Genomic DNA, 19,455 nt, shown 5'->3' on the forward strand with positions numbered 1-19,455 from the left:
GATGCGCATCCTGATCGCAGATGACCATGAGTTGACGCGCGCCGGCCTGCGTGCCGTGATCGAACGCGAGCCCGACATGGTCGTCGTCGCCGAGGCGGACACCGCCGAAGTCGCGGTCGAGCACACCCGGAGCGGTGACATCGACGTGGCCATTCTGGATATCCGCTTCGGCCCCGGCATGAACGGGCTGGAGGCGGCCCAACGCATCATCGAACAGGCCGCGACGCGGGTGCTGCTCCTCACCCTGCACGATACACCGGAGTATGTGCGCCGCGCCCTGGCCTCGGGTGCCACGGGATATGTGCTGAAAGACGCCGGGCGTGAGGAACTGCTGCACGCCATTCGAGCCGTCGCCAGCGGGCGGACCGCCCTGCCCGGCGACCTGCTGCGCAAGGCAATGACCCCGACGACCGGTCCCCGACCGGATGACCTGGCGCGCCTGACCCCGCGCGAGCGCGAGGTTCTCGAGTCGGTGGCACGGGGTCTGACCAACAAGGAGATCGCACGTGACCTGGGCATCGGACCCGGCACGGTGAAGTCCCACGTCGAGAAGCTTATCGCCAAACTGGGGGTGGCCGATCGCACCCAGGCTGCTGTCTTTGCCGCGAAAGCGATGCCGTGACCGGCCCGTCGCCATGGACGCAACTGACCCGGGCCTGGGCCGATCTGGGTCTCGGATCGAAAGGGTTGATCGTCGTCGCCCTGCCACTGGCGATCCTTCTGTCCAGCATCGGGGCCCTGCATCTGTCCGGTCGCGCCGAGGCTGAAGCCGAGGCGCGCGTTCGCCTGACATTCGCCATCCAGCGCGACATCCACGAAGTCCATGCCCTGCTGGCCGAGGCCGCCAGCGGCGTGCGGGGCTATCGCCTGACGGGACGTCGCGCGTTTCTGGAACCCTATATCAGGGCCGAGGCCTTGCTTCCCGAGACGCTGGAGCGCCTGGGCCGGACGACGCGCGACCCTGAGATCCGTCAGCGGCTGGCGAGGGTCGACGCCCTGGTCGTGCAGAAGCGACATGGGCTCGCCCAGCTTGCTGCCATGCCGGGCGCAGGCACGGCAGCCGGAGTCGAGGCCCCGGAGGTTGCCGAGGCACTGGTCGCAAACAAGGCAGTCCTCGACGGGTTGAGGGCCGAGATCGACGCGATGCAGCGGCGAGAGAGCCAGCTTCTGGAGCAACGCCAGGCGCGGGCCGACGCCGAGCGACGCCGGACCTGGACCCTCACGGCGTTTCTGGGCGGGATCGGACTGCTTGGCGGCCTGGCCGCGGCCCAGCTGCTGTTCACCGGCATCGTCCGGCGGGTTCGCGGGCTGGAGCGCGATGCGGAACGCCTGGAGCGCGGCGAACCGCTCAACCTTCTAGACGAGGCCGAGGACGAAATCGGACGGCTCGCCCGTCGTCTGGTTCAGGCCAGCGACCTGCTGCGCTCGCGGGAAGCCGCCTTGCGGGAGGGCGAGGAACGCTATCGCCGCGTGATCGAAGGCGTGCGCGACTACGGCATCTTCGCGCTCGATCCGGCCGGGCGAGTCGTCAGCTGGAACACGGGTGCCCAGCGCATCAAGGGCTGGACGGCTGACGAAATCCTGGGTGAGCACTTCTCCACCTTCTATCCTGCAGATGCACGCGACGAGACGCCCTCGCGTCTGCTGGACGTCGCCCGGCGAGACGGTCGGGTGGAGGATGAGGGCTGGCGCGTCCGTCGCGACGGCGGGCGGTTCTGGGCCAACGTCGTGATCACCGCCCTGCGCGATGAGAACGGAACCTTGACCGGCTTCTCCAAGGTCACCCGCGACATCACCGAGCGCCGTCGCGCCGAAGACGCCCTCGGCCATGCCCGCGCCGAGGCGGAGCGAGCCAGCCGCGCCAAGAGCGAGTTCCTGTCGCGGATGAGCCATGAGCTGCGAACCCCGCTGACCGCCATTCTGGGCTTCAACCAGTTGCTGGGGATGGATGAAGACATGCTGTCCGAGGACCAGCGCCACGCCGTGGATCAGATCGCCAAGGCAGGCGGGCACCTGCTGGCCATGATCGAGGAGGTCCTCGACATCGCCCGGATCGAGGCCGGGGGGCACGCATTGGTCGTGGAACCTCTGGACCCGGCCCCCCTGCTGGCGGATATGGCAAACCTGATCGCACCCCAGGCGCAGGCCGACCGGGTGGAGGTCAGAATCGAGGCCGGCACCGACGTCGAGATCCTGGCCGACCGGCGAGCGACCATACAGATCCTGCTCAACCTGCTTTCCAACGCGATCAAGTACGGGCCTGCCGGAGGGCGGGTGACGGTCGCGGTCGTCGCGTCATCGGATCGCGTCCGGATCGAGGTTCGCGACGAAGGTCCCGGCGTGCCGGCGGAATTGGTGGAACGACTGTTCGTCCCGTTCGATCGGCTGGACGCCGAGCGCTGGAGCGGTGCCCAGGGGTCCGGGCTCGGACTGGCCCTCTCGCGGGGCCTGGCCCAGGCGCAGGGCGGCGACATCGCCTATCGTCCGAGAGACGACCGGCAAGGGGCGGTGTTCACCCTCGAGCTGCCGGCCGCCTCACGACACGGAGACATCCCGGCATGAAGACGGTTCCCGATGACGCAGCCGTGAAGGCCGCCCGCATCATGGCCATAGACGACGAGTTGGCGAACCTGAGCCTGGTCGAGCGGGCGTTCCGGCGTGAGGGCTTCCGCGACGTCGTGACCTTCCTCGACCCGCGCGCCGCCCTTGCGGAGTTCGCGTCGCGACCGCCGGACCTTGTCTTGCTGGATCTGATGATGCCGGGCGTGGATGGATACGAATTGCTGGAAAGCTTCCGCCGCCTGACGTCGGACATGGACTACCTGCCCATCTTCGTGCTGACGGCGGACTCGACGATGAATGCGAGACTGAGGGCGCTGTCACTCGGAGCCAATGACGTCCTCCTCAAGCCCTATGACGTGGCAGAGTTGCTGATGCGGAGCTGGGTGCTGCTGGACACCAGACAGAAGTTCAGAGCCGCAAGTTCTTGATTGATCGCGTTGCGGGACGTTGCGCCAAGGCCGGCCGTCGGCGGCCGGACGGGGCTCGGAAGACGCGCACGTCGGCCTCTGCGGCAAAGCAAACACGGCATCCGACCCCGAGCGGAAACGGTCGCTGTTCCTGTCGAGCCGAAACCATAGATTTTCGGCCGAAGATAGCGCCCCCTAGCCCGCGACGTTTTCCACGTCATCGCCGAACTGAGCCCAGCCCGACTGGCAGACGGCCGGCACTGGAACCTTGTCGGTCGAGGGCGTGCCCGGGCCTTCGCAGGTCTCGGGGGCATCGGGCATATCGAAGGCCACGCCGGTCCATCCTTCGGGAGCGCCCTCCTCCTCGCAGACCCAGAGCGCTATGCCTTCGGGCAGACTGGCCACGATCCCGGCGTTCTGATCGGGCGCGCTGCGGATCAGGACGACGCGACCGGGCTTGATCCGGGAAACGCCGGCACAGGCGTCCATGTCGGCCTCACCGCCCATCATGACCGGTCGTGGGGCGACCGCGGCCGCCGTCACGGCTGACGCGGCAGAAGCGGGCTCCGCGTCGGAGGCGGTTTGGGATCCGCACGCCGACAGGGCCGCAAACGCCAGAAAGGACGCCACCGGAAACACCGACCTCATCATCGTCCTCGATCTCCTGACTGTCCTGAGTGGCTCAAGCCAAGCGACAGTAGCCTGCCCCCCGCATCTGGCAAGGGAGCCGCCCCGAGGGGGTCGCAGCCCTCGGGAAGGCTGCGAGACCCGGGCAGCCCTGCGCCAAGTCCAGGACCAGGACGCGAGGCCCCGCCCCAGACACGACACGCGGTCACAGCGCACGGGCCGTCAAGGGTCTGCGAGTCCTCAGCATATCGAACAACGAAGGCTTGGCCAATTCCGCTCGCCGGGGTCGCCGGATCAGCTTTGGTCAGGGCCTGAAGGCCTCTATGCCGTTGAAAAAGAAAGTTCAGGCGATATCGTGGTTCGGCAAACAAGAAGAGGGCTTGTCGTGAAGAAAATCAATTTGGCCTTGACGGTTGTCGCACTCACTGCGGCTCTGGCCAGTCCGTCACTCGCTGGAGATCGCGTGTCGTTTGACGAGCACACCCCCATCGATGTCGAACAGTATTGCCAGGCCAACTATGACGCCAGCGCCTCGACTGTCAGCGACGAAGATCCCTACTCCTGGTACTGCGGCGACAGCGACGCGACCCTTACGGACGACGACATGGCCGCCGCCTGCGATCAGCAGTACGGGGCCGGATGGGTGCCAGTTCTGGGCAATGAACTGGATGCCCATAGCTGGACCTGCACCTTCGAAGGCTGAGACCGGCGTCAGCGCGTCAGGCGCAATCATCCTGACGAAGGCCACCCCTCCCATCCGACGCCAGAGTGTCAAGGTTGGTGAGACTTGCCACGGCCGCGATGATCGAAGGGGGCCTTGCCTTGCCAAGGCCCGCAAGGGCCTCGCGTCCTTAGCAAACCATACGGACGATCGATTGGGGTCGTTACGACAAGAAGCATTGGCCATCGACCAACGATGACCCCAGGGGTGCCATCCGGATCGATGGCCGATGGCACTGTCGTATGAACCATCAGATTGTCGAAGCCCTCGACGACGCGGGCATGGAAGCAGCCTGCTATACGGTCGTCGGGCGAGGCTACAGGTCGCTGAAGGCCGACCCCAATACGGCGGGTGGAGCAAAGCAGCCGTCCCGGTCCGGTCAGCAAGCGGACGTTGTCGACATCGTTCGAGAGTTGGCGGCAAGGCGTGCGTTACCGGCGCGCGCCAGCAGGTCAGGCCTTGTTTCACCGGGCGTCTGATGGCGCGGGGAACGACTGATCGTGCTCTGGCGGTCCCTGAACGACATCGGCTCCACCAGATGCCGCCGCATCAGCGACCTCCGTTGACGGGGCCGGAAACCATTGGTCGCCGCCGGAGAGCAGCCCACGAAAAAGGGCGGCAGATACGAAATCGGCCGCCCCGGTCTTTTCGATTTGATGCGCCCTAGAAGCGCGCGGACAGACCGATGTAGTAGCGGCGGCCGAGCACGTCATAGGCGGACGGGTCGGTGTTGGCCGCGACGGCCGGCGCATAGACGGGCGCCAGTTCGTCGGTCAGGTTGTTGACGCCAGCGCGCAGGGCGATGGTGTCGTTGACGGCCCACGAACCGTTCAGGTCGAAGTAGTTGACCGCGTCGATGACCTGGGTGCGGTTGTTGAAGTTCAGAGCCGAACCCTGGTAGCGCCACCGAACGCCCACACCGAACGGACCCTTGGTCCAGTTCACCGACGTCAGCGACTTCCATTCCGGCAGGGTCAGGCCAAAGCTGTTCGACAGGGTGCCGGTGCGCTCCGTGAAGGTGCCGCCCGGCAGATCCTGGCGCTTCCACTCTTCCAGCTTGGTGCCGGTGACGTTGACGGCCACGCGGCCCCAGTCCGGCAGACCCAGGTCAGCCAGGGTGGCGACCCAGTCCACCTGGAAGTCGATGCCAGACGTCACGAGCGCGCCCAGGTTGGCGTTGGTCTCGAACGTGTTCGCGACCTGACCCGATGCCGGGTCGCGCCGGAACAGCTGGCAGTAGACGTTGTTGGGATCGTAGGTCGGGTTGGAAGCACCGTCGTAGTTGAAGCAGCGGCGCAGTTGCTCGGTCACCGAAACGGTGCCGACGACGTCGGCGATCTCGATGTTGTAATAGTCAACCGAGGCCGTGAAGCCCGAGAGCCAGGCGTTCTCGAAAGGCGACGAGGCCACGATACCGACAGTGAAGGAGTCAGCGGTTTCCTCGAACAGGGTCGGGTTACCACCCGACAGACCCGAAACCTGCTGGTTCGGATAGGTGTAGGTATCGATGACCGCAGTCGGAACGCCCTGCGTGAGGCAGAGCGCGCGCACCTGGGCGTTGGTGCTGGCCGCGAGGTTGGAGCCCGACGTCGAACGGTAGGCGGTGCGGATATCGCAAGGGTCAGCCGAGAAGGCCGGGGCCCCCGCCGATGTCGGCGAACCGATCGAGGGGAAGCCCAGGTTTTGCGGGCTGAACAGTTCGCCGATCGAAGGCGCGCGCACGGCGCGCTGGACGCCGCCGCGAACAGTCAGCCCGTCGAACACGACCCAGTTGGCGTCTGCCTTGTAGGATTCCACCATGCCGACCGAGTCATAGCTGGAGACGCGGTAGCCGAGGTTGGTTTCCAGGCTCTGGATCAAGGGCAGATTGGCCAGCAGCGGGATCAGGATTTCACCATAGCCCTCGAACACCTTGTCGGAACCGGAGAGCGAGTTGACGGCATTGAAGCCGGCGATGTCGTTCTGCGTCGTCAGGACCGTCGTCGTGCCGTTGAACGAAGGCAGAAGCGCCGTGGCGGAAAGCGCGGCGTCGGCCAGGAAGTCGTAGTTCTGCTCGCGGTAGGTTCCGCCCAGGGCGACCCGGACTTCACCGGCCGGCAGGTCGAACAGTCCGCCTTGCAGGTTGAGTTCGAACACGCGCTGATCGTTGACCGTCGTGTTCTTGGACTGGCGGCCGATGTAGGCGGCGCAGGCGGCGCTCAGAGCCGACTCACCGAACGGATTGAACCCGCCGGCGCAGAGCGAGGCTCCACCGTCGGCGGCGTCCAGCAGACGCTGAACGGCAGAGCGGGACACGTTGCCCGACTGGGTGGTGACGTCATCGACGCGGCCGTAGGACAGGTAGGCGTCGTAGCTCCAGTCGCGCGTGCCTTCCAGCTGGCCACGGATACCCGTCGTGATCTGATAGACGCTGACGGCTTCCGAACCCTGACGCGGCCCGAGGGCGTTGAAACGCTTGTCCAGCCGGAAGGAGGCGTTCGGGATCGGGCGGCTGTTCAGGACGGCGCGCAGTTCGGCCGAGATGAAGGGGTTGGTCGTCGGAACACGGAAGCCCGTGGCCGTGCCGGCAGCCGGGCTGGGGGCCAGGACGTTGGCGGTCGTGTACTGCGAGAACAGGAACTCGGTGTAGACCTCGGCGGCCGGGTTGATCTCGTAGTTGGCCGAGGCGAAGACGTTGTAGCGGTTCTGCGGCAGGACACCGTAGTTCAGCGGACCGGTGTTGTAGGCGAAATCGGCCTGCTGCAGCGGACCGGGGGTACGGAACCCTTCATAGTCGATGCTGCCCGGCGAGACGTAGTCGCGGGCACCCTGATACGTGAACAGTGTCCCGTTGTTGTTGAAGCCAAAGGTGTTCGAGTTCACGGCACCCGTGATGAACCCGGAGACCACCGCCGTCGTCGGCAGGTTCGTACCGTCGAAGATGGTCGAACCCAGGGGCGAGGCACCGGAGAAGCCGGAAACCGCCGAGAACGGGCGGGCGGCGTTGAAGATCGGCGAGCGGTGCGAATAGTCGAACGACAGCATGGCGTGACCACGACCGTCGGCGATGTCGCCGCCGATCGTCAGGTTCACCGCATTGGTGTCGCCGTCATTGCGGTCGGTTTCACCGTACTGGACGTCCACGCGAACGCCCTCGAAGTCGTCGTCGAGCAGGAAGTTCAGCACGCCGGCCACGGCGTCCGAGCCGTAGGTCGAGGAGGCACCGCCCGTGATCGTCTCGATCGATGAGATCAACGAGGTCGGCAGGATGTTCAGGTCGACGACCGAAGAGGCGTTCGACGCCACGATGCGGCGACCGTTGAGCAGCACCAGGGTGCGGCCGGTGCCAAGGCCGCGCAGCTGCACGTTGGCCTGACCGCCGTTGGACGGGTTGTTCGACGTCATGTTCGCCGAGGGCGTGAACTGCGGCAGGTCGTTGATCAGGGTTTCAATGTTGACCGAACCGGTCGCCTGGAAGTCCTCGGCCGTGACCGTGACGATCGGCGAGTTGGCCACATAGTCCTTGCGGGCGATACGCGAGCCGGTGACGACGATGTCATCGACCTGTTCATCGTCCTAGGCCGTCTGCGCCGAGGCGGGAGCCGCCATCAGAGCGGTCGCGGCGACGATTGCAGCGCTTGCGAACATCGAGGTGCCGAGAAGGCGGCGGCGATAGGTGGCGTCGATCAAGCAGAGTTCTCCATGAGCATTTGGTTGAGGTCGAACCATCGGCCCAACCGCTCTCATGCCCGCGACTTGCTGGCAGAGCTTTCTCGAATGTGACGGGAGTGCGTCAGTGGGTCAATGCAAATGTCTGCATTGTGATGCATTAGGGAATTCATGTCACATTCCGGGCACGCATTCGTCACTTTGCGCAGGGCCGGCGACATCCGCTAAGAGACGCCTTTTGACAGCCGGAGACCCAGCCATGCGGCCAGCCCAACTCATGTCCGCAACAGTCGCAATCTGGGCCGTCCTCCTGGGCCTGACCAGCGCCGCAGCGGCACAGGTCGCTTCGACGGCGGGACGTCCCGCCCTCCTTTCATCCCTGCTGGCATGCCGTGAGATAACCGGTGAGACGGCGCGTCTGGCCTGTTACGACGCCACCGCAGCCGCTTTCGACACCGCCGAGCGGGAAGGCGAGGTCACGGTCGTGGACCGGGCCGCAGCGCGCGACACTCGCACCCGTCTGTTCGGCCTGGATCTCGACACCGCCAATCTTTTTGGCCGCCTGCGTCAGGACGAGCCCATCAGTGCGATCGAGACCACCCTGGTCAGCGCGCGACAGGATCATCGCCGACAGTGGACATTCACCCTCGCCGACGGATCCGTCTGGCGCCAGATCGATCAGGAGCAGGTGACGGGTCGCACCGCGGCCGGTGCCTCGGTGCGTATCCGCCAGGGCGCTGTGGGCAGCTATCTGCTGAGCGTCGATGGTTCGCGCTCGGTTCGCGCCCGGCGCGAACGCTAGGCCAGACGTGGCCTTGAAGCCTCCCCCGATCGACTGGGCCAGTGCCGCCGGACGCCAGGCCGATGCGATCAGATCGCTGGAGCTTCTGGTCGCTGCGCGGCCGCAAAGCGCCGTTGCCGAGCATAACCTGGCGGCGGCATTGGGGGATGCCGGTGATGCGGCAGGCGCTTGCGATGCCGCCATGCGCGCCATGGCCAAGGGTGGCAATGCCCCGGAAACATGGCTTGTCCTGGCCCGCGCTCTTGTCGCGCTGAGCCGACTCACCGAAGCGGACGCAGCGCTGACGGAAGCCCTGCATCGTCGCCCGGGCTATGCCGACGCCTTGCGGGACCGGGTTCAACTGAGGTGGATGCAGACCGGTGATCCGAAGGGTGCGCTGGGCGAAATCGATGCCTTGCTGGCTTCATCCGCTGCCACCCCGACACTGGCGCAACTGCGCGCTTCTATCGCCCGCGAAATCATGGACCCTCTGGAGGCCTATCGCGGTCTGGAGCCGTGGCTTGAAGGGCCGCACCCGCACGGTCTCGACATCGCCGCCTCCAGTGCAGCCGCCGAGTTCGATCCACAACTGGCGCTCGACCACGCCGAGGCAGCGGTCGAGGCCGCGCCCGCTGATATCGAGGCTCGCGTTGTCCGCCTCGGCGCTCTTCTCGCGATCGGGCGCGCAGCCGAGGCCGCGAAGGGCCTGGACGATCATTTGGCCGCCCTGCCCGACGACCAGTATGCCCTGGCCCTGCGCTATGTCGCCTGGCGAGTGCTGGGTGATCCTCGGGCGCTTTCAAAAGCGGACTATGAACGGCTGGCGAGACCGTTCGACCTGACGGTTCCGACTGACCCTGACAGCGACTGGCTAAAGCGCGCCGCGACAGGCCTGCGGAAGCTGCACCCCTTCCGCGCCCAGCCATTGGGTCAGTCGATCCGGTCGGGCGTTCAGGCCGCACTGGACCCCCGGTATGCCGGCGACCCCGCCATCGACACGATCTTTGCCCGGTTGACCCCGTCGATCGAAACCTATGTTGCCGACATGGCCGGTCGGGCCGATCCGATGAGCCGCCGGGCATCGCCCAAGGGCGGGCATGAGGTGGTCGGTGCCTGGTCCGTGCGGCTCAAGGCTGGCGGCCGTCACAGCGACCATGTCCATCCGAAAGGTTGGGTGTCGTCCGCCTTCTATGTCGAAATGCCATCCCCCCTGCCCGACCAGCCACGCGCGGGCTGGCTGCGGCTGGGGGGCTGCAGGCTTGGCGTTGGCCTGGAGCTGGCACCCGAATACTGGGTCGAGGCCATGCCCGGGCGCGTCGTGCTGTTTCCGTCGTGGATGTGGCACGGTACGGAGCCGTTCCAGGGCGATGGTGAACGCTTGACGGTCGCATTCGACGTGCAGCCCGGATGAGCGAACTCATCGAGAGGCTGACGCACAGCCGGGCATGACCCCGTTCGTGGATTACGCCACAGCGACCGGAAACCATGCAGCTTTCGTCAGACAGGAACCGCCAGATCTTCAAAACCAGGCGGCCCCCGCCCTGGACCTGACGGGGGCCGGTCTCGTCCCGGGCTTTCGACCGGTCAGCGCAGGTCGAACCGATCCGCGTTCATGATCTTCGTCCAGGCCGCGACAAAGTCCGTGACGAACTTCTCGCCCGAATCCGACTGGGCATAGACCTCGGCCAGAGCCCGAAGCTGCGAGTTGGAGCCGAAGACGAGATCGACGCGGGTGGCGGTCCATTTCGGCGCACCGGTCGCCCGGTCACGGCCTTCGAACTCGGCCTCCTCGTCCGAGGTCGCGGTCCACACGGTGTCCATGTCCAGCAGGTTGACGAAGAAGTCGTTGGTCAGCTGGCCCGGACGCTTCGTGAAGACCCCGTGCTGGACACCGTCGGTGTTGATGTTCAGCGCCCGCAGACCGCCGACCAGCACCGTCATCTCCGGCGCGGTCAGGGTCAGCAGTTGCGCCCGGTCGATCATCAGCTCTTCGGCCGTCAGCGTGTATTCCGTCTTCAGATAGTTGCGGAACGCGTCGGCCGTCGGCTCCAGAACATCGAAGGACTCGATGTCGGTCTGCGCCTGGCTGGCGTCCATCCGGCCGGGCGTGAACGGCACCTCGACGTCGAAGCCGGCGTCCTGGGCGGCCTTCTGGACAGCCAGCGAACCGGCCAGCACGATCAGGTCGGCCAGGGAGATCTTCTTGCCGCCGGCCTGGGCCGCGTTGAAGGCGGTCTGGATGGCTTCCAGAGCGGACAGAACCCGGGCCAGCTGAGCCGGCTGGTTCACCGCCCAGTCCTTCTGCGGCTCCAGACGGATCCGGGCACCGTTGGCCCCTCCCCGCTTGTCCGAACCCCGGAACGTCGAGGCCGAGGCCCAGGCCGTGGCGACAAGCTCGCTGACGGACAGACCCGAGGCGAAGATACGCGCCTTCAGGTCGGCGATATCGGCCGCCTCGACCAGCGGGTGATCCACATCCGGGATCGGATCCTGCCAGATCAGGACCTCCTTGGGCACCAGAGGGCCGCGGTACCGGGCACGCGGACCCATGTCGCGGTGGGTCAGCTTGAACCATGCCCGCGCGAAGGCGTCGGCGAACTGGTCCGGATGGGCGTGGAACCGTTTCGAGATCTCCAGATAGGCAGGGTCGGTCTTGAGCGCGATATCGGTCGTGGCCATCATCGGCTTGACGCGCCGGGACGGATCGTGGGCGTCGGGAGCGAGGTCCTCGTCGGCGATGTTGACGGGCGTCCATTGCTGGGCACCGGCCGGGCTGCGGGTCAGCTCCCAGTCGTACTTGAACAGCAGGTCGAAATAGCCGTTGTCCCAACGCGTGGGATGGCTGGTCCAGGCGCCTTCGAGCCCGCTGGTGATCGTATGGGGTCCCTTGCCGCTCTCGAAGCTGTTTCGCCAGCCCAGACCCTGCTCCACGATTGCCGCACCTTCCGGCTCGACACCGACATGCTCCGGATTGCCCGCGCCGTGCGCCTTGCCGAAGGTATGGCCGCCGGCGATCAGCGCGACGGTTTCCTCGTCGTTCATGGCCATCCGGGCGAAGGTCTCGCGGATGTCGTGAGCCGAGGCAGCCGGATCGGCGCGGCCATTGGGGCCTTCCGGGTTCACATAGATCAAACCCATCTGGACAGCGGCCAGCGGCTTGTCGAGCTCGCGCTCGCCCTGGTAGCGCGCATCGCCCAGCCAGCTGTCCTCGGCCCCCCAGTAAACATCCTCGGCCGGTTCCCAGACGTCCTCGCGACCAAAGGCGAAGCCGAAGGTCTTGAAGCCCATCGTCTCCATGCCGACGTCGGCGGCCAGGATCATCAGATCGGCCCAGCTGATCCGGTTTCCGTATTTCTGCTTGATCGGCCAGATCAGGCGGCGCGCCTTGTCGAGGTTGCCGTTGTCCGGCCAGCTGTTCAGCGGAGCGAACCTCTGCGTGCCCGCCCCCGCGCCGCCGCGTCCATCGCCGGTCCGATAAGTGCCCGCGCTATGCCAGGCCATACGCACAAAGAACGGGCCATAGTGGCCGAAATCGGCCGGCCACCAGTCCTTTGAATCGGTCTGCAGCGCGCGCAGGTCCGCCTTCAGCGCCTCGACGTCCAGCTTTTCCAGTTCGTCAGCATAGCGGAAGGTCGGCGCGAACGGGCTGACCATCGAGGAATGCTGCGACAGGATTTTCAGGTTCAGCTGGTTGGGCCACCAGTCGCGGTTCGAGCGTCCGCCAAAGCTGGTGTGAAACCGCACGCCATGCCGCAGCGGGCATTTGGTGGTGGGCTCGACGATATCGCTGCCGTCCATGATCGTTCCATCCTGCCGTTTCGTGGTTGAGGATGGTGACGTTAGACCCTGGCGAACATTAGTCTAACTTGAAATATTGATGGTCAGGATAGGCTCGACCTATCAAACAAGCCGACTCTGCACCAGCGCCGCCTCGATGAAGCTGGCGAACAGCGGATGGGGCTTGAACGGCCGGCTCTTCAGCTCCGGATGGTACTGGACCCCGATGAACCACGGGTGATCAATGCGTTCGACGGTCTCGGGCAGGACGCCGTCGGGCGACAGGCCGGCGAACCGCAGGCCCCTGGCCTCGATCGCATCGCGATAGTTGATGTTGACCTCGTAACGGTGGCGGTGACGCTCGCTGATGGCCGTGGTTCCGTAGATTTCGGCGATTTTCGATCCCGGGGTCAGCGTCGAGTCATAGGCCCCCAGCCGCATGGTGCCCCCCAGGTCCCCGCCCTGCTGACGAAGCACGCGCTGGTTCCCTTGCGTCCATTCGGTCATCAGCCCGACCACAGGCTCGTCGGTCGGACCGAATTCGGTGGAGGAGGCCCGGGTCAGCCCTGCCTGGTTCCGGGCCGCCTCGATGACCGCCATCTGCATGCCGAAGCAGATGCCGAAATAGGGGATGTTGCGCTCGCGGGCGAACCGCGCCGCCTCGATCTTGCCTTCTGCGCCCCGCTCGCCGAAGCCGCCCGGCACCAGGACCGCGTGGGCGTCCTGAAGCCGCTGTTCACACAGCTCGCGGTCGCCCTCGAAGGTGTCGGCCTCGACCCAGTCGATGTTGACCTTGACGTTGTTGGCCACCCCGCCGTGATGGAGCGCCTCGATCAGGGATTTATAGGCGTCCTTCAGGACCGTGTATTTGCCGACCACGGCGACCGTGACCTCGCCGTCGGGCTGCAGCCGACGACGTGCGATCTCCTGCCACTGGGTCAGGTCGGGCTCTGGCGCGTCCTTGATGCCGAAGTGGGCGAGGACCTCGGCGTCCAGACCCTCGCGGTGATAGTCCAGCGGCACGGCATAGATGTCGGCCGAATCCATCGCCTGGATCACGCCCGTCTCGCGCACATTGCAGAACAGGCCGATCTTGCGCTTCTCCTCGGGCGGGATGGGGAACTCGCAGCGGCACAGCAGGATGTCCGGCTGGATGCCGATGGAGCGCAGTTCCTTGACCGAGTGCTGCGTCGGCTTGGTCTTCATCTCCCCGGCCGTCTTGATGAACGGCAGCAGCGTCAGGTGGACGAAGCACGACTGGCCCCGCTCCAGGTCCTGGCCCAACTGGCGGATCGCCTCGAAGAACGGCAGGCCCTCGATGTCGCCGACCGTGCCGCCGATCTCGACCAGAACGAAATCGACCTCCTCGCCCTCATCGGTGAGGGCGGGCGTCAGGCAGAAGGATTTGATCTGGTCGGTGACGTGCGGAATGACCTGTACCGTGGCCCCCAGATAGTCGCCGCGCCGTTCCTTCTCAATGATGGTCGAATAGATGCGGCCGGTGGTGATGTTGTCCGACCTGGCCGCCGATACACCGGTGAACCGCTCGTAGTGACCCAGATCGAGGTCGGTTTCGGCCCCGTCGTCGGTCACGAAGACCTCGCCGTGCTGATAGGGGCTCATCGTCCCCGGATCGACGTTCAGATAGGGATCGAGCTTGCGAAGCCGGACCTTGTAGCCGCGTGCCTGAAGCAGGGCACCCAGGGCCGCCGACGCCAGTCCCTTGCCCAGCGAGGAAACCACGCCGCCCGTGATGAAGACATATCTAGCCACGGGGCATCACCTTAGAGCCGATTCGGCTCCAGCTTCGGATCGGTTCGCGATCCATCTGTTGAAAACACATCTTCGACCCCACCGACGGCGGGTGCAGGAGGCGGGATCGGTGGGGAAGCGGCGGAGGAGCCTCCGCCGTCACCCTAGTTCGCCGGCGTCTGGGCCGGGGCCGCGGTCGGCAGACTGGCTTCCAGGTCGTCCAGCGACGGCGCGGCCGGCTGCGTCGGGGTCGTCGGATTGGTCGCAGGGGCCGTCGTCGTCGATGGACCCGTATCGAGGGCGATGGAGCCAACCGCATCGGCATCGACGACCGAACGGTTCGACCGCTCCACATTGCCCAGAATGGTCAGGCTGATCGCGCAGATCACGAAACCCGCACCCAGCCACCAGGTCGTGGTGGTCAGCAGATTGCCCGCCCCGCGCGCGGTCATGAAGCCCGACGGACCGCCGCCCATGCCCAGCGCGCCCCCTTCGGAACGCTGCAACAGAATCACGCCGGTCAGGGCCAGCGAGATCAAAATCATGACGACGAGGAGAATGGTCTGGAGCATGGTCGCTTACATGTGTGGCGGGACGGTCCGCCGATCAAGCGGCGGCGTCTATCATCCTTGCGCGTCAGCGGCAACGAGGGCGAGTTCGGCGGCATGGATTATGGCCAGGAAATCGGTTGCCTTGAGCGAGGCACCTCCTACCAGGGCACCGCCCACCTCGGCCACGGCGAGGATGTCGCGCGCATTGCCGGCGTTGACCGAGCCGCCGTACAGGATCGGCGCGATGCGACCGCCCTCGCCCAGTCTCTCGACCATCGCGGCCCGCGCGGCGGCATGGATCTCGGCGATCTGTTCCAGCGTCGGGGTCAGGCCGGTGCCGATCGCCCAGACCGGTTCGTAGGCCAGGGCCCAGTCCCTGCCTGTGAGATCGTCATGGAGCGAACCGAGGATCTGTCCGCGCACGACCGAAGCCGCTTCTCCCGCCTCACGCTGGGCCAATGTCTCACCTACGCAGATGATCGGCGTTAGCCCGGCTCTCAGAGCACCCGCTGTCTTGGCTGAAACAGCGGCATCCGTCTCCTCGAACATCTGGCGGCGTTCCGAATGGCCAACGATCACGAGGTCGCAACCCGCCTCAACGAGCAATTCCGCCGAGATCGACCCGGTGTAGGCACCCCGCGGCTCCGCATGGCAATCCTGCCCCCCCAGGGCGATGGCGGCAGGCCCTCCGATGCGGCGCATGCGGTCGATCAGCGTAGCCGGCGGGCAGATGGCGACATCGACGCGACAAGGGTCCGATTTCAAACGGGCCGCCAAGGCCTCGAATTCGGCCAGACCAGCAGACTCGCCGTTCATCTTCCAGTTGCCGACGATCATCTTCACGGATTGTTTCATCCGGCCTGTCTAGGCAGCGTCTCGCCGCCTGCCAAGCCCGGCGCTTGCGGGGGATAGCCCGCCTCCCCTATACGCCCATATCCACCTTCGCGGCGCGTCACGCCGTCCGACCGTCAGGCCCACTCGATGATTTCCCTGTTCCGTGCCTTCGCCAAATCCAAGTGGGCGGCGGGTCTGTTCGTCCTCCTGATCCTCAGCTTCATGATCGTTGGCGGCAGCCAGACCGACGTCCTGCGCAATCTTGGCCCCAAACACATCATCACGGCGGGCGATCGCTCGGTCGACGTGGCCCAGTTCCGGACGGAGTTCGAGCGGGTCCGCACCGGCATGCAGGAGCAGGCCGGACGTCCGGTTACAAATGAGGACCTCGTCAAGGAGAACGTCCACGTCCGCTATCTGGAAGGCCAGACCAATCGCCTCGGCTTCCTGAACTGGGCCCACAAGGCCGGCATCCGCGTCAGCGAGGAGCTGGTCCTGAAGCGCATCCGCGAGATTCCGGCCTTCTTCAACCAGGTCACGGGTCAGTTCGATCAGGCCCAGTACGAGCAGGCCCTGGCCGCCCAGAACGTGACGCCGGTCATGCTCGAGGACGAGTTCCGCGACACCGCCGTCAGCCAGCATTTCGGGACGGCCATCCAGGCCGGCCTGCGCACCCCGCGCATCTTCGGCGCGCTGCTGGCGGGTCAGGCCTTCCAGGTTCGTGATGGCCGCTGGTTCGAGGTGACCCAGGCCATGGCCGGCGCGTCGCCCGCCCCGACGGACGCCCAGCTGACGGCTTTCATCAACGAGAACGCAGCCCAGCTGCGTCGGCCCGAATTCCGTATCGCCACGGTGCTGCTGTTCAACGACGCCCCGGGCTTCACCCCTCCGGCCATCCCCGAGGCGCGCATCGTCGAGCGGTTCAACTTCCGCAAGGACGCCCTGTCGACCGCAGAGCGCCGGACCTTCACGACCCTGACGGTTTCGACCCGGGCCGCCGCCGACCGCATCGCGGGTGCCCTGCGCGCGGGTCAGACCCCCCAGGCCGTGGCCGAAGCCAACAACATCCAGCCCGCCGTCTATGACGCCCAGCCCCAGAGCGCCCTGCCCGATCCGGCGATCGCCACCGCCGTCTTCGCCCTGGCGGCCAATCAGGTGTCCGCCCCGATCCAGGGCCGTGTCGGCTTCACGGTCGCGAGGGTGACCGCGATCCTGCCCGGCACGCCCGCAACGCTGGAAGACGTTCGCGGAGCCATCGTGGCGGAACTACAGGAAGAGGACATGAAGGCCCGTATCTATGCCCGGGTCGAGGCCTATGAGAAGGCGCGCACCGAGGGCAAGCCCCTCGTCGCCGCTGCCGAACAGGTCGGGGCCCGGCTCGTTCAGCTTCCCCCCTTCACGCAGGATGGCCGACTGCCCGATGGCCAGCCGATGAATGCCCCTCCCCAGATTCTGCAGAGCGCCTATGCCCTGACCAGGGGCGGCGAAAGCGATGTGATCGACGCCGGCCAGGGCCAGTATTTCGTGCTGCGCCTGGACGACATCCGTCCCTCCGCCCTGCCGGCCCTGGCTGAGGTCCGTGGCCCGCTGGCCCAGCAATGGACCCTGCGCGAGAACGCCCGACGCCTGTCCACCAAGGCCGAGGAACTGGCCAAGCGTGTCCGTGACGGTCAGGACATTGCCGCCGTCGCGGCCTCGGCGGGTGCTACCCTGATCAACCGCAGCGGCGTCCAGCAGAATGCCGAAACACAAAGCGCTCTGGGCCAGGGCGTGCTCGAGGGTCTGTTCGGCCAGAGTCGTGGTCAGATTTTCACCGGCCCCGGCGCGAACAACAGCTTCGTCGTCGGCCGCGTCGACGCGGTACGTCCGGCCGATCCGGCCACGGCCTCGCGCCTGGCGGACCAGATCCGCGGCCGCATCGGCAGCGACATCGTCAGTGCCGGCGTCGAACAACTGGTGACCGCTGGCGCTGCGCGCTCCAAGGCCACGAACGATCCGGCGGCCGCGATCGAGGCCCTGGGTGTCACCGCACCGGACGCGACGCCGACCGCTCCCGTTCAATGAGCGAGACGGCCGACCGGCAGGCTCTGGTCGCGGGACTGAAGGCCGGAACGCCGCAGATCGCGGTGCGCCGGATCATCGACGACCTCGAGACACCAGTGTCCGCCTATCTGAAGGTCGGCTGGGGCCGCGCGCACGCCTTTCTACTGGAGTCGGTCGAAGGCGGTGCCCTGAATGGCCGCTATTCGATCATCACCCTGGATCCCGACGTGGTCTGGCGCTGTCGCGATGGCGTCGCCGCGATCGCGCGAGGAGCGGATATCGCCGCCAGACGCTATGCCAACCAGCCCGGCGGCGCGCTCGACAGCCTCCGTGCCCTGATCGCGGAAACGCGCTTCGACCTGCCCGACGGCCTGCCTCCCATGGCCGCGGGCCTGTTCGGTGTCTTCGGCTACGACATGGTCCGGCTGCTGGAGCCGCTGGGCGCGCCCAATCCCGATCTGCTCGATCTGCCCGACGCCGTGCTGACCCGACCGTCGGTCATCGCCGTCTTCGATTCCGTGAAGCACGAGATCATCGTCATGGCGCCGGTCTGGCCCGGGGACGACCCGGAGACAGCCGTCGATGCCGCCGAGGCCCGGCTGGACGATTTCGAGGTTCGTCTCCGGCGACCCTTGCTCGGTCGCGCAGAGGCCGCGCCCACCCCGGCCATCGACTTCGCGTCCCCGGTCGATGCCGCCGCCTATGCAGAACTGGTCGCTGCGGCCAAGGACTACATCGGCGCGGGCGATATCTTTCAGGTCGTCCTCAGCCACCGCTTCCGTGCGCCGTGGACGGGCGATCCGTTTGCCTTCTACCGCTCGCTGCGCCGCCAGAACCCGTCGCCGTATCTGTACTTTCTCACCTTCGACGACTTCCAGCTGGCGGGCTCCAGCCCCGAGATCCTCGTGCGTCTGAAGGACGGCGGGGTCACCATTCGCCCGCTCGCCGGCACCCGGCCGCGCGGTGCGACGCCGGAGGCCGACAGGGCGCTGGAGGCCGAGCTTCTGGCCGATCCGAAGGAACGGGCCGAGCACCTGATGCTGCTGGACCTGGGCCGGAACGACGTGGGTCGCGTCGCTGCGCCCGGCAGCGTCAAGGTGACCGAAAGCTTCGTCGTCGAACGGTACAGCCAGGTGATGCACATCGTCTCGAATGTCGAGGGACGTGCCCACCCGGACCTCGACGCGGTCGACACGCTTCTGGCCGCCCTGCCCGCGGGCACCCTGTCCGGCGCGCCCAAGGTTCGCGCGATGGAGATCATCGATGAGCTGGAGACGGAAAAGCGCGGCGTCGGCTATGGCGGCGGTGTGGGCTATATCTCGGCGGGCGGAGAGGCCGACATCTGCATCGTCCTGCGCACCGCCCTGTTCGCGGACGGACAGGTCTTCGTCCAGGCGGGGGCCGGTGTGGTCGCCGACAGCGATCCGGCAGCCGAATATGCGGAAACCGAGGCCAAGGCGCGCGCCCCGATGCGGGCGGCCGGGGATGCCTGGCGTTTCAAGCTGGGCGCGCCCCTGAACGACGCGGGCGGTATCTAGGTCGTCGCGCTGACCGGCACCGGCTGATCCTCGATCGCCACGCCCGGCCCCAGGATCATCACCCCGGCCAGCAGCACCGCCGCTGCCGCCGCGAGCGCTGCGGCCCCCAGGGTCGCCATGACGTTCGGCTTCGACTCGACGTCCGCCAGGGCCTGCCGCGCCTGATCGATCTGGGCCTGCATGGTCATGGACTCACCCTCCGGTTCGAGCGCCG

15 protein-coding genes are annotated in these 19,455 nt (G+C 66.5%); 8 read left to right on the forward strand and 7 right to left on the reverse strand.

The genetic code is table 11. From position 1 onward, the window contains the following. The first annotated feature begins 1 nt into the window (after position 1). From O3139_RS09070 to O3139_RS09080, 3 genes are read left to right on the forward strand one after another with little or no spacing between them, the layout of a single operon-like run. Complete coding sequence (locus O3139_RS09070) at positions 2-622, forward strand: response regulator (protein WP_269513729.1); 621 nt, start codon at positions 2-4, stop codon at positions 620-622. Then, entirely contained in the window at positions 619-2,562 is a 1,944-nt protein-coding gene (locus O3139_RS09075) for an ATP-binding protein (protein WP_269513731.1), read from the forward strand. Before O3139_RS09070 ends, O3139_RS09075 begins: the two co-directional genes overlap by 4 nt. Continuing rightward, positions 2,559-2,990, forward strand: coding sequence for a response regulator (locus tag O3139_RS09080; protein WP_269513732.1), 432 nt, complete (start codon positions 2,559-2,561; stop codon positions 2,988-2,990). Before O3139_RS09075 ends, O3139_RS09080 begins: the two co-directional genes overlap by 4 nt. 174 nt (positions 2,991-3,164) lie before the next feature. Here the strand turns inward: O3139_RS09080 and O3139_RS09085 are convergent, their stop codons facing one another. Next, positions 3,165-3,620 (reverse strand): hypothetical protein, encoded by a 456-nt coding sequence (locus O3139_RS09085; protein WP_269513734.1) that lies wholly within the window; start codon positions 3,618-3,620, stop codon positions 3,165-3,167. A 439-nt stretch (positions 3,621-4,059) separates the two neighbouring features. Between O3139_RS09085 and O3139_RS09090 the strand changes: the two genes are divergently transcribed. After that, a complete protein-coding gene (locus O3139_RS09090; RefSeq protein ID WP_269513736.1) occupies positions 4,060-4,299 on the forward strand; it encodes a hypothetical protein in 240 nt (79 codons plus the stop codon). Positions 4,300-4,980: 681 nt separating this feature from the next. On the opposite strand, the gene O3139_RS09095 is transcribed toward O3139_RS09090, so the two are convergent. Further along, entirely contained in the window at positions 4,981-7,812 is a 2,832-nt protein-coding gene (locus O3139_RS09095; protein WP_269513738.1) for a TonB-dependent receptor domain-containing protein, read from the reverse strand. A 430-nt stretch (positions 7,813-8,242) separates the two neighbouring features. Here O3139_RS09095 and O3139_RS09100 point away from each other — a divergent pair, with 430 nt between their 5' ends. Together O3139_RS09100 and O3139_RS09105 are read left to right on the forward strand one after the other, a co-directional pair. After that, positions 8,243-8,767 carry a hypothetical protein gene (locus tag O3139_RS09100; protein ID WP_269513740.1) on the forward strand — a complete coding sequence of 175 codons (525 nt, stop codon included), beginning with the start codon at positions 8,243-8,245 and terminating at the stop codon, positions 8,765-8,767. Positions 8,768-8,780: 13 nt separating this feature from the next. Further along, positions 8,781-10,157, forward strand: a complete 1,377-nt coding sequence (locus O3139_RS09105) for a putative 2OG-Fe(II) oxygenase (RefSeq protein ID WP_269513743.1) — start codon at positions 8,781-8,783, stop codon at positions 10,155-10,157. A 173-nt stretch (positions 10,158-10,330) separates the two neighbouring features. On the opposite strand, the gene katG is transcribed toward O3139_RS09105, so the two are convergent. From katG to tpiA, 4 genes are all read right to left on the reverse strand, one after another. Next, on the reverse strand, positions 10,331-12,544 hold the full coding sequence (gene katG / locus O3139_RS09110) for a catalase/peroxidase HPI (protein ID WP_269513745.1): 2,214 nt from the start codon (positions 12,542-12,544) through the stop codon (positions 10,331-10,333). A 102-nt stretch (positions 12,545-12,646) separates the two neighbouring features. Further along, a complete protein-coding gene (locus O3139_RS09115) occupies positions 12,647-14,296 on the reverse strand; it encodes a CTP synthase (protein ID WP_269513747.1) in 1,650 nt (549 codons plus the stop codon). A gap of 143 nt (positions 14,297-14,439) precedes the next feature. Beyond that, a complete protein-coding gene (gene secG / locus O3139_RS09120; RefSeq protein ID WP_269513749.1) occupies positions 14,440-14,847 on the reverse strand; it encodes a preprotein translocase subunit SecG in 408 nt (135 codons plus the stop codon). 51 nt (positions 14,848-14,898) lie between these two features. Then, positions 14,899-15,681 carry a triose-phosphate isomerase gene (gene tpiA, locus O3139_RS09125; RefSeq protein ID WP_269513751.1) on the reverse strand — a complete coding sequence of 261 codons (783 nt, stop codon included), beginning with the start codon at positions 15,679-15,681 and terminating at the stop codon, positions 14,899-14,901. Between the two features lie 126 nt (positions 15,682-15,807). On the opposite strand from tpiA, the gene O3139_RS09130 reads away from it, so the two are divergent. Both O3139_RS09130 and trpE read left to right on the forward strand, forming a co-directional pair. Then, positions 15,808-17,724: a peptidylprolyl isomerase gene (locus O3139_RS09130; protein WP_269513753.1), complete on the forward strand. Its 1,917-nt coding sequence runs from the start codon at positions 15,808-15,810 to the stop codon at positions 17,722-17,724. After that, the gene (trpE, locus tag O3139_RS09135) at positions 17,721-19,241 is read left to right on the forward strand and encodes an anthranilate synthase component I (RefSeq protein ID WP_269513754.1); all 1,521 of its coding nucleotides are present in this window, start codon (positions 17,721-17,723) and stop codon (positions 19,239-19,241) included. Before O3139_RS09130 ends, trpE begins: the two co-directional genes overlap by 4 nt. Here trpE and O3139_RS09140 read toward each other — a convergent pair. After that, positions 19,238-19,429 carry a peptidoglycan-binding protein gene (locus O3139_RS09140; protein ID WP_269513757.1) on the reverse strand — a complete coding sequence of 64 codons (192 nt, stop codon included), beginning with the start codon at positions 19,427-19,429 and terminating at the stop codon, positions 19,238-19,240. The two genes, trpE and O3139_RS09140, sit on opposite strands and share 4 nt — an antisense overlap. Positions 19,430-19,455: the final 26 nt, after the last annotated feature.

Source organism: Brevundimonas subvibrioides, from assembly GCF_027271155.1.
Classification (GTDB): Bacteria; Pseudomonadota; Alphaproteobacteria; order Caulobacterales; family Caulobacteraceae; genus Brevundimonas; species Brevundimonas subvibrioides_D.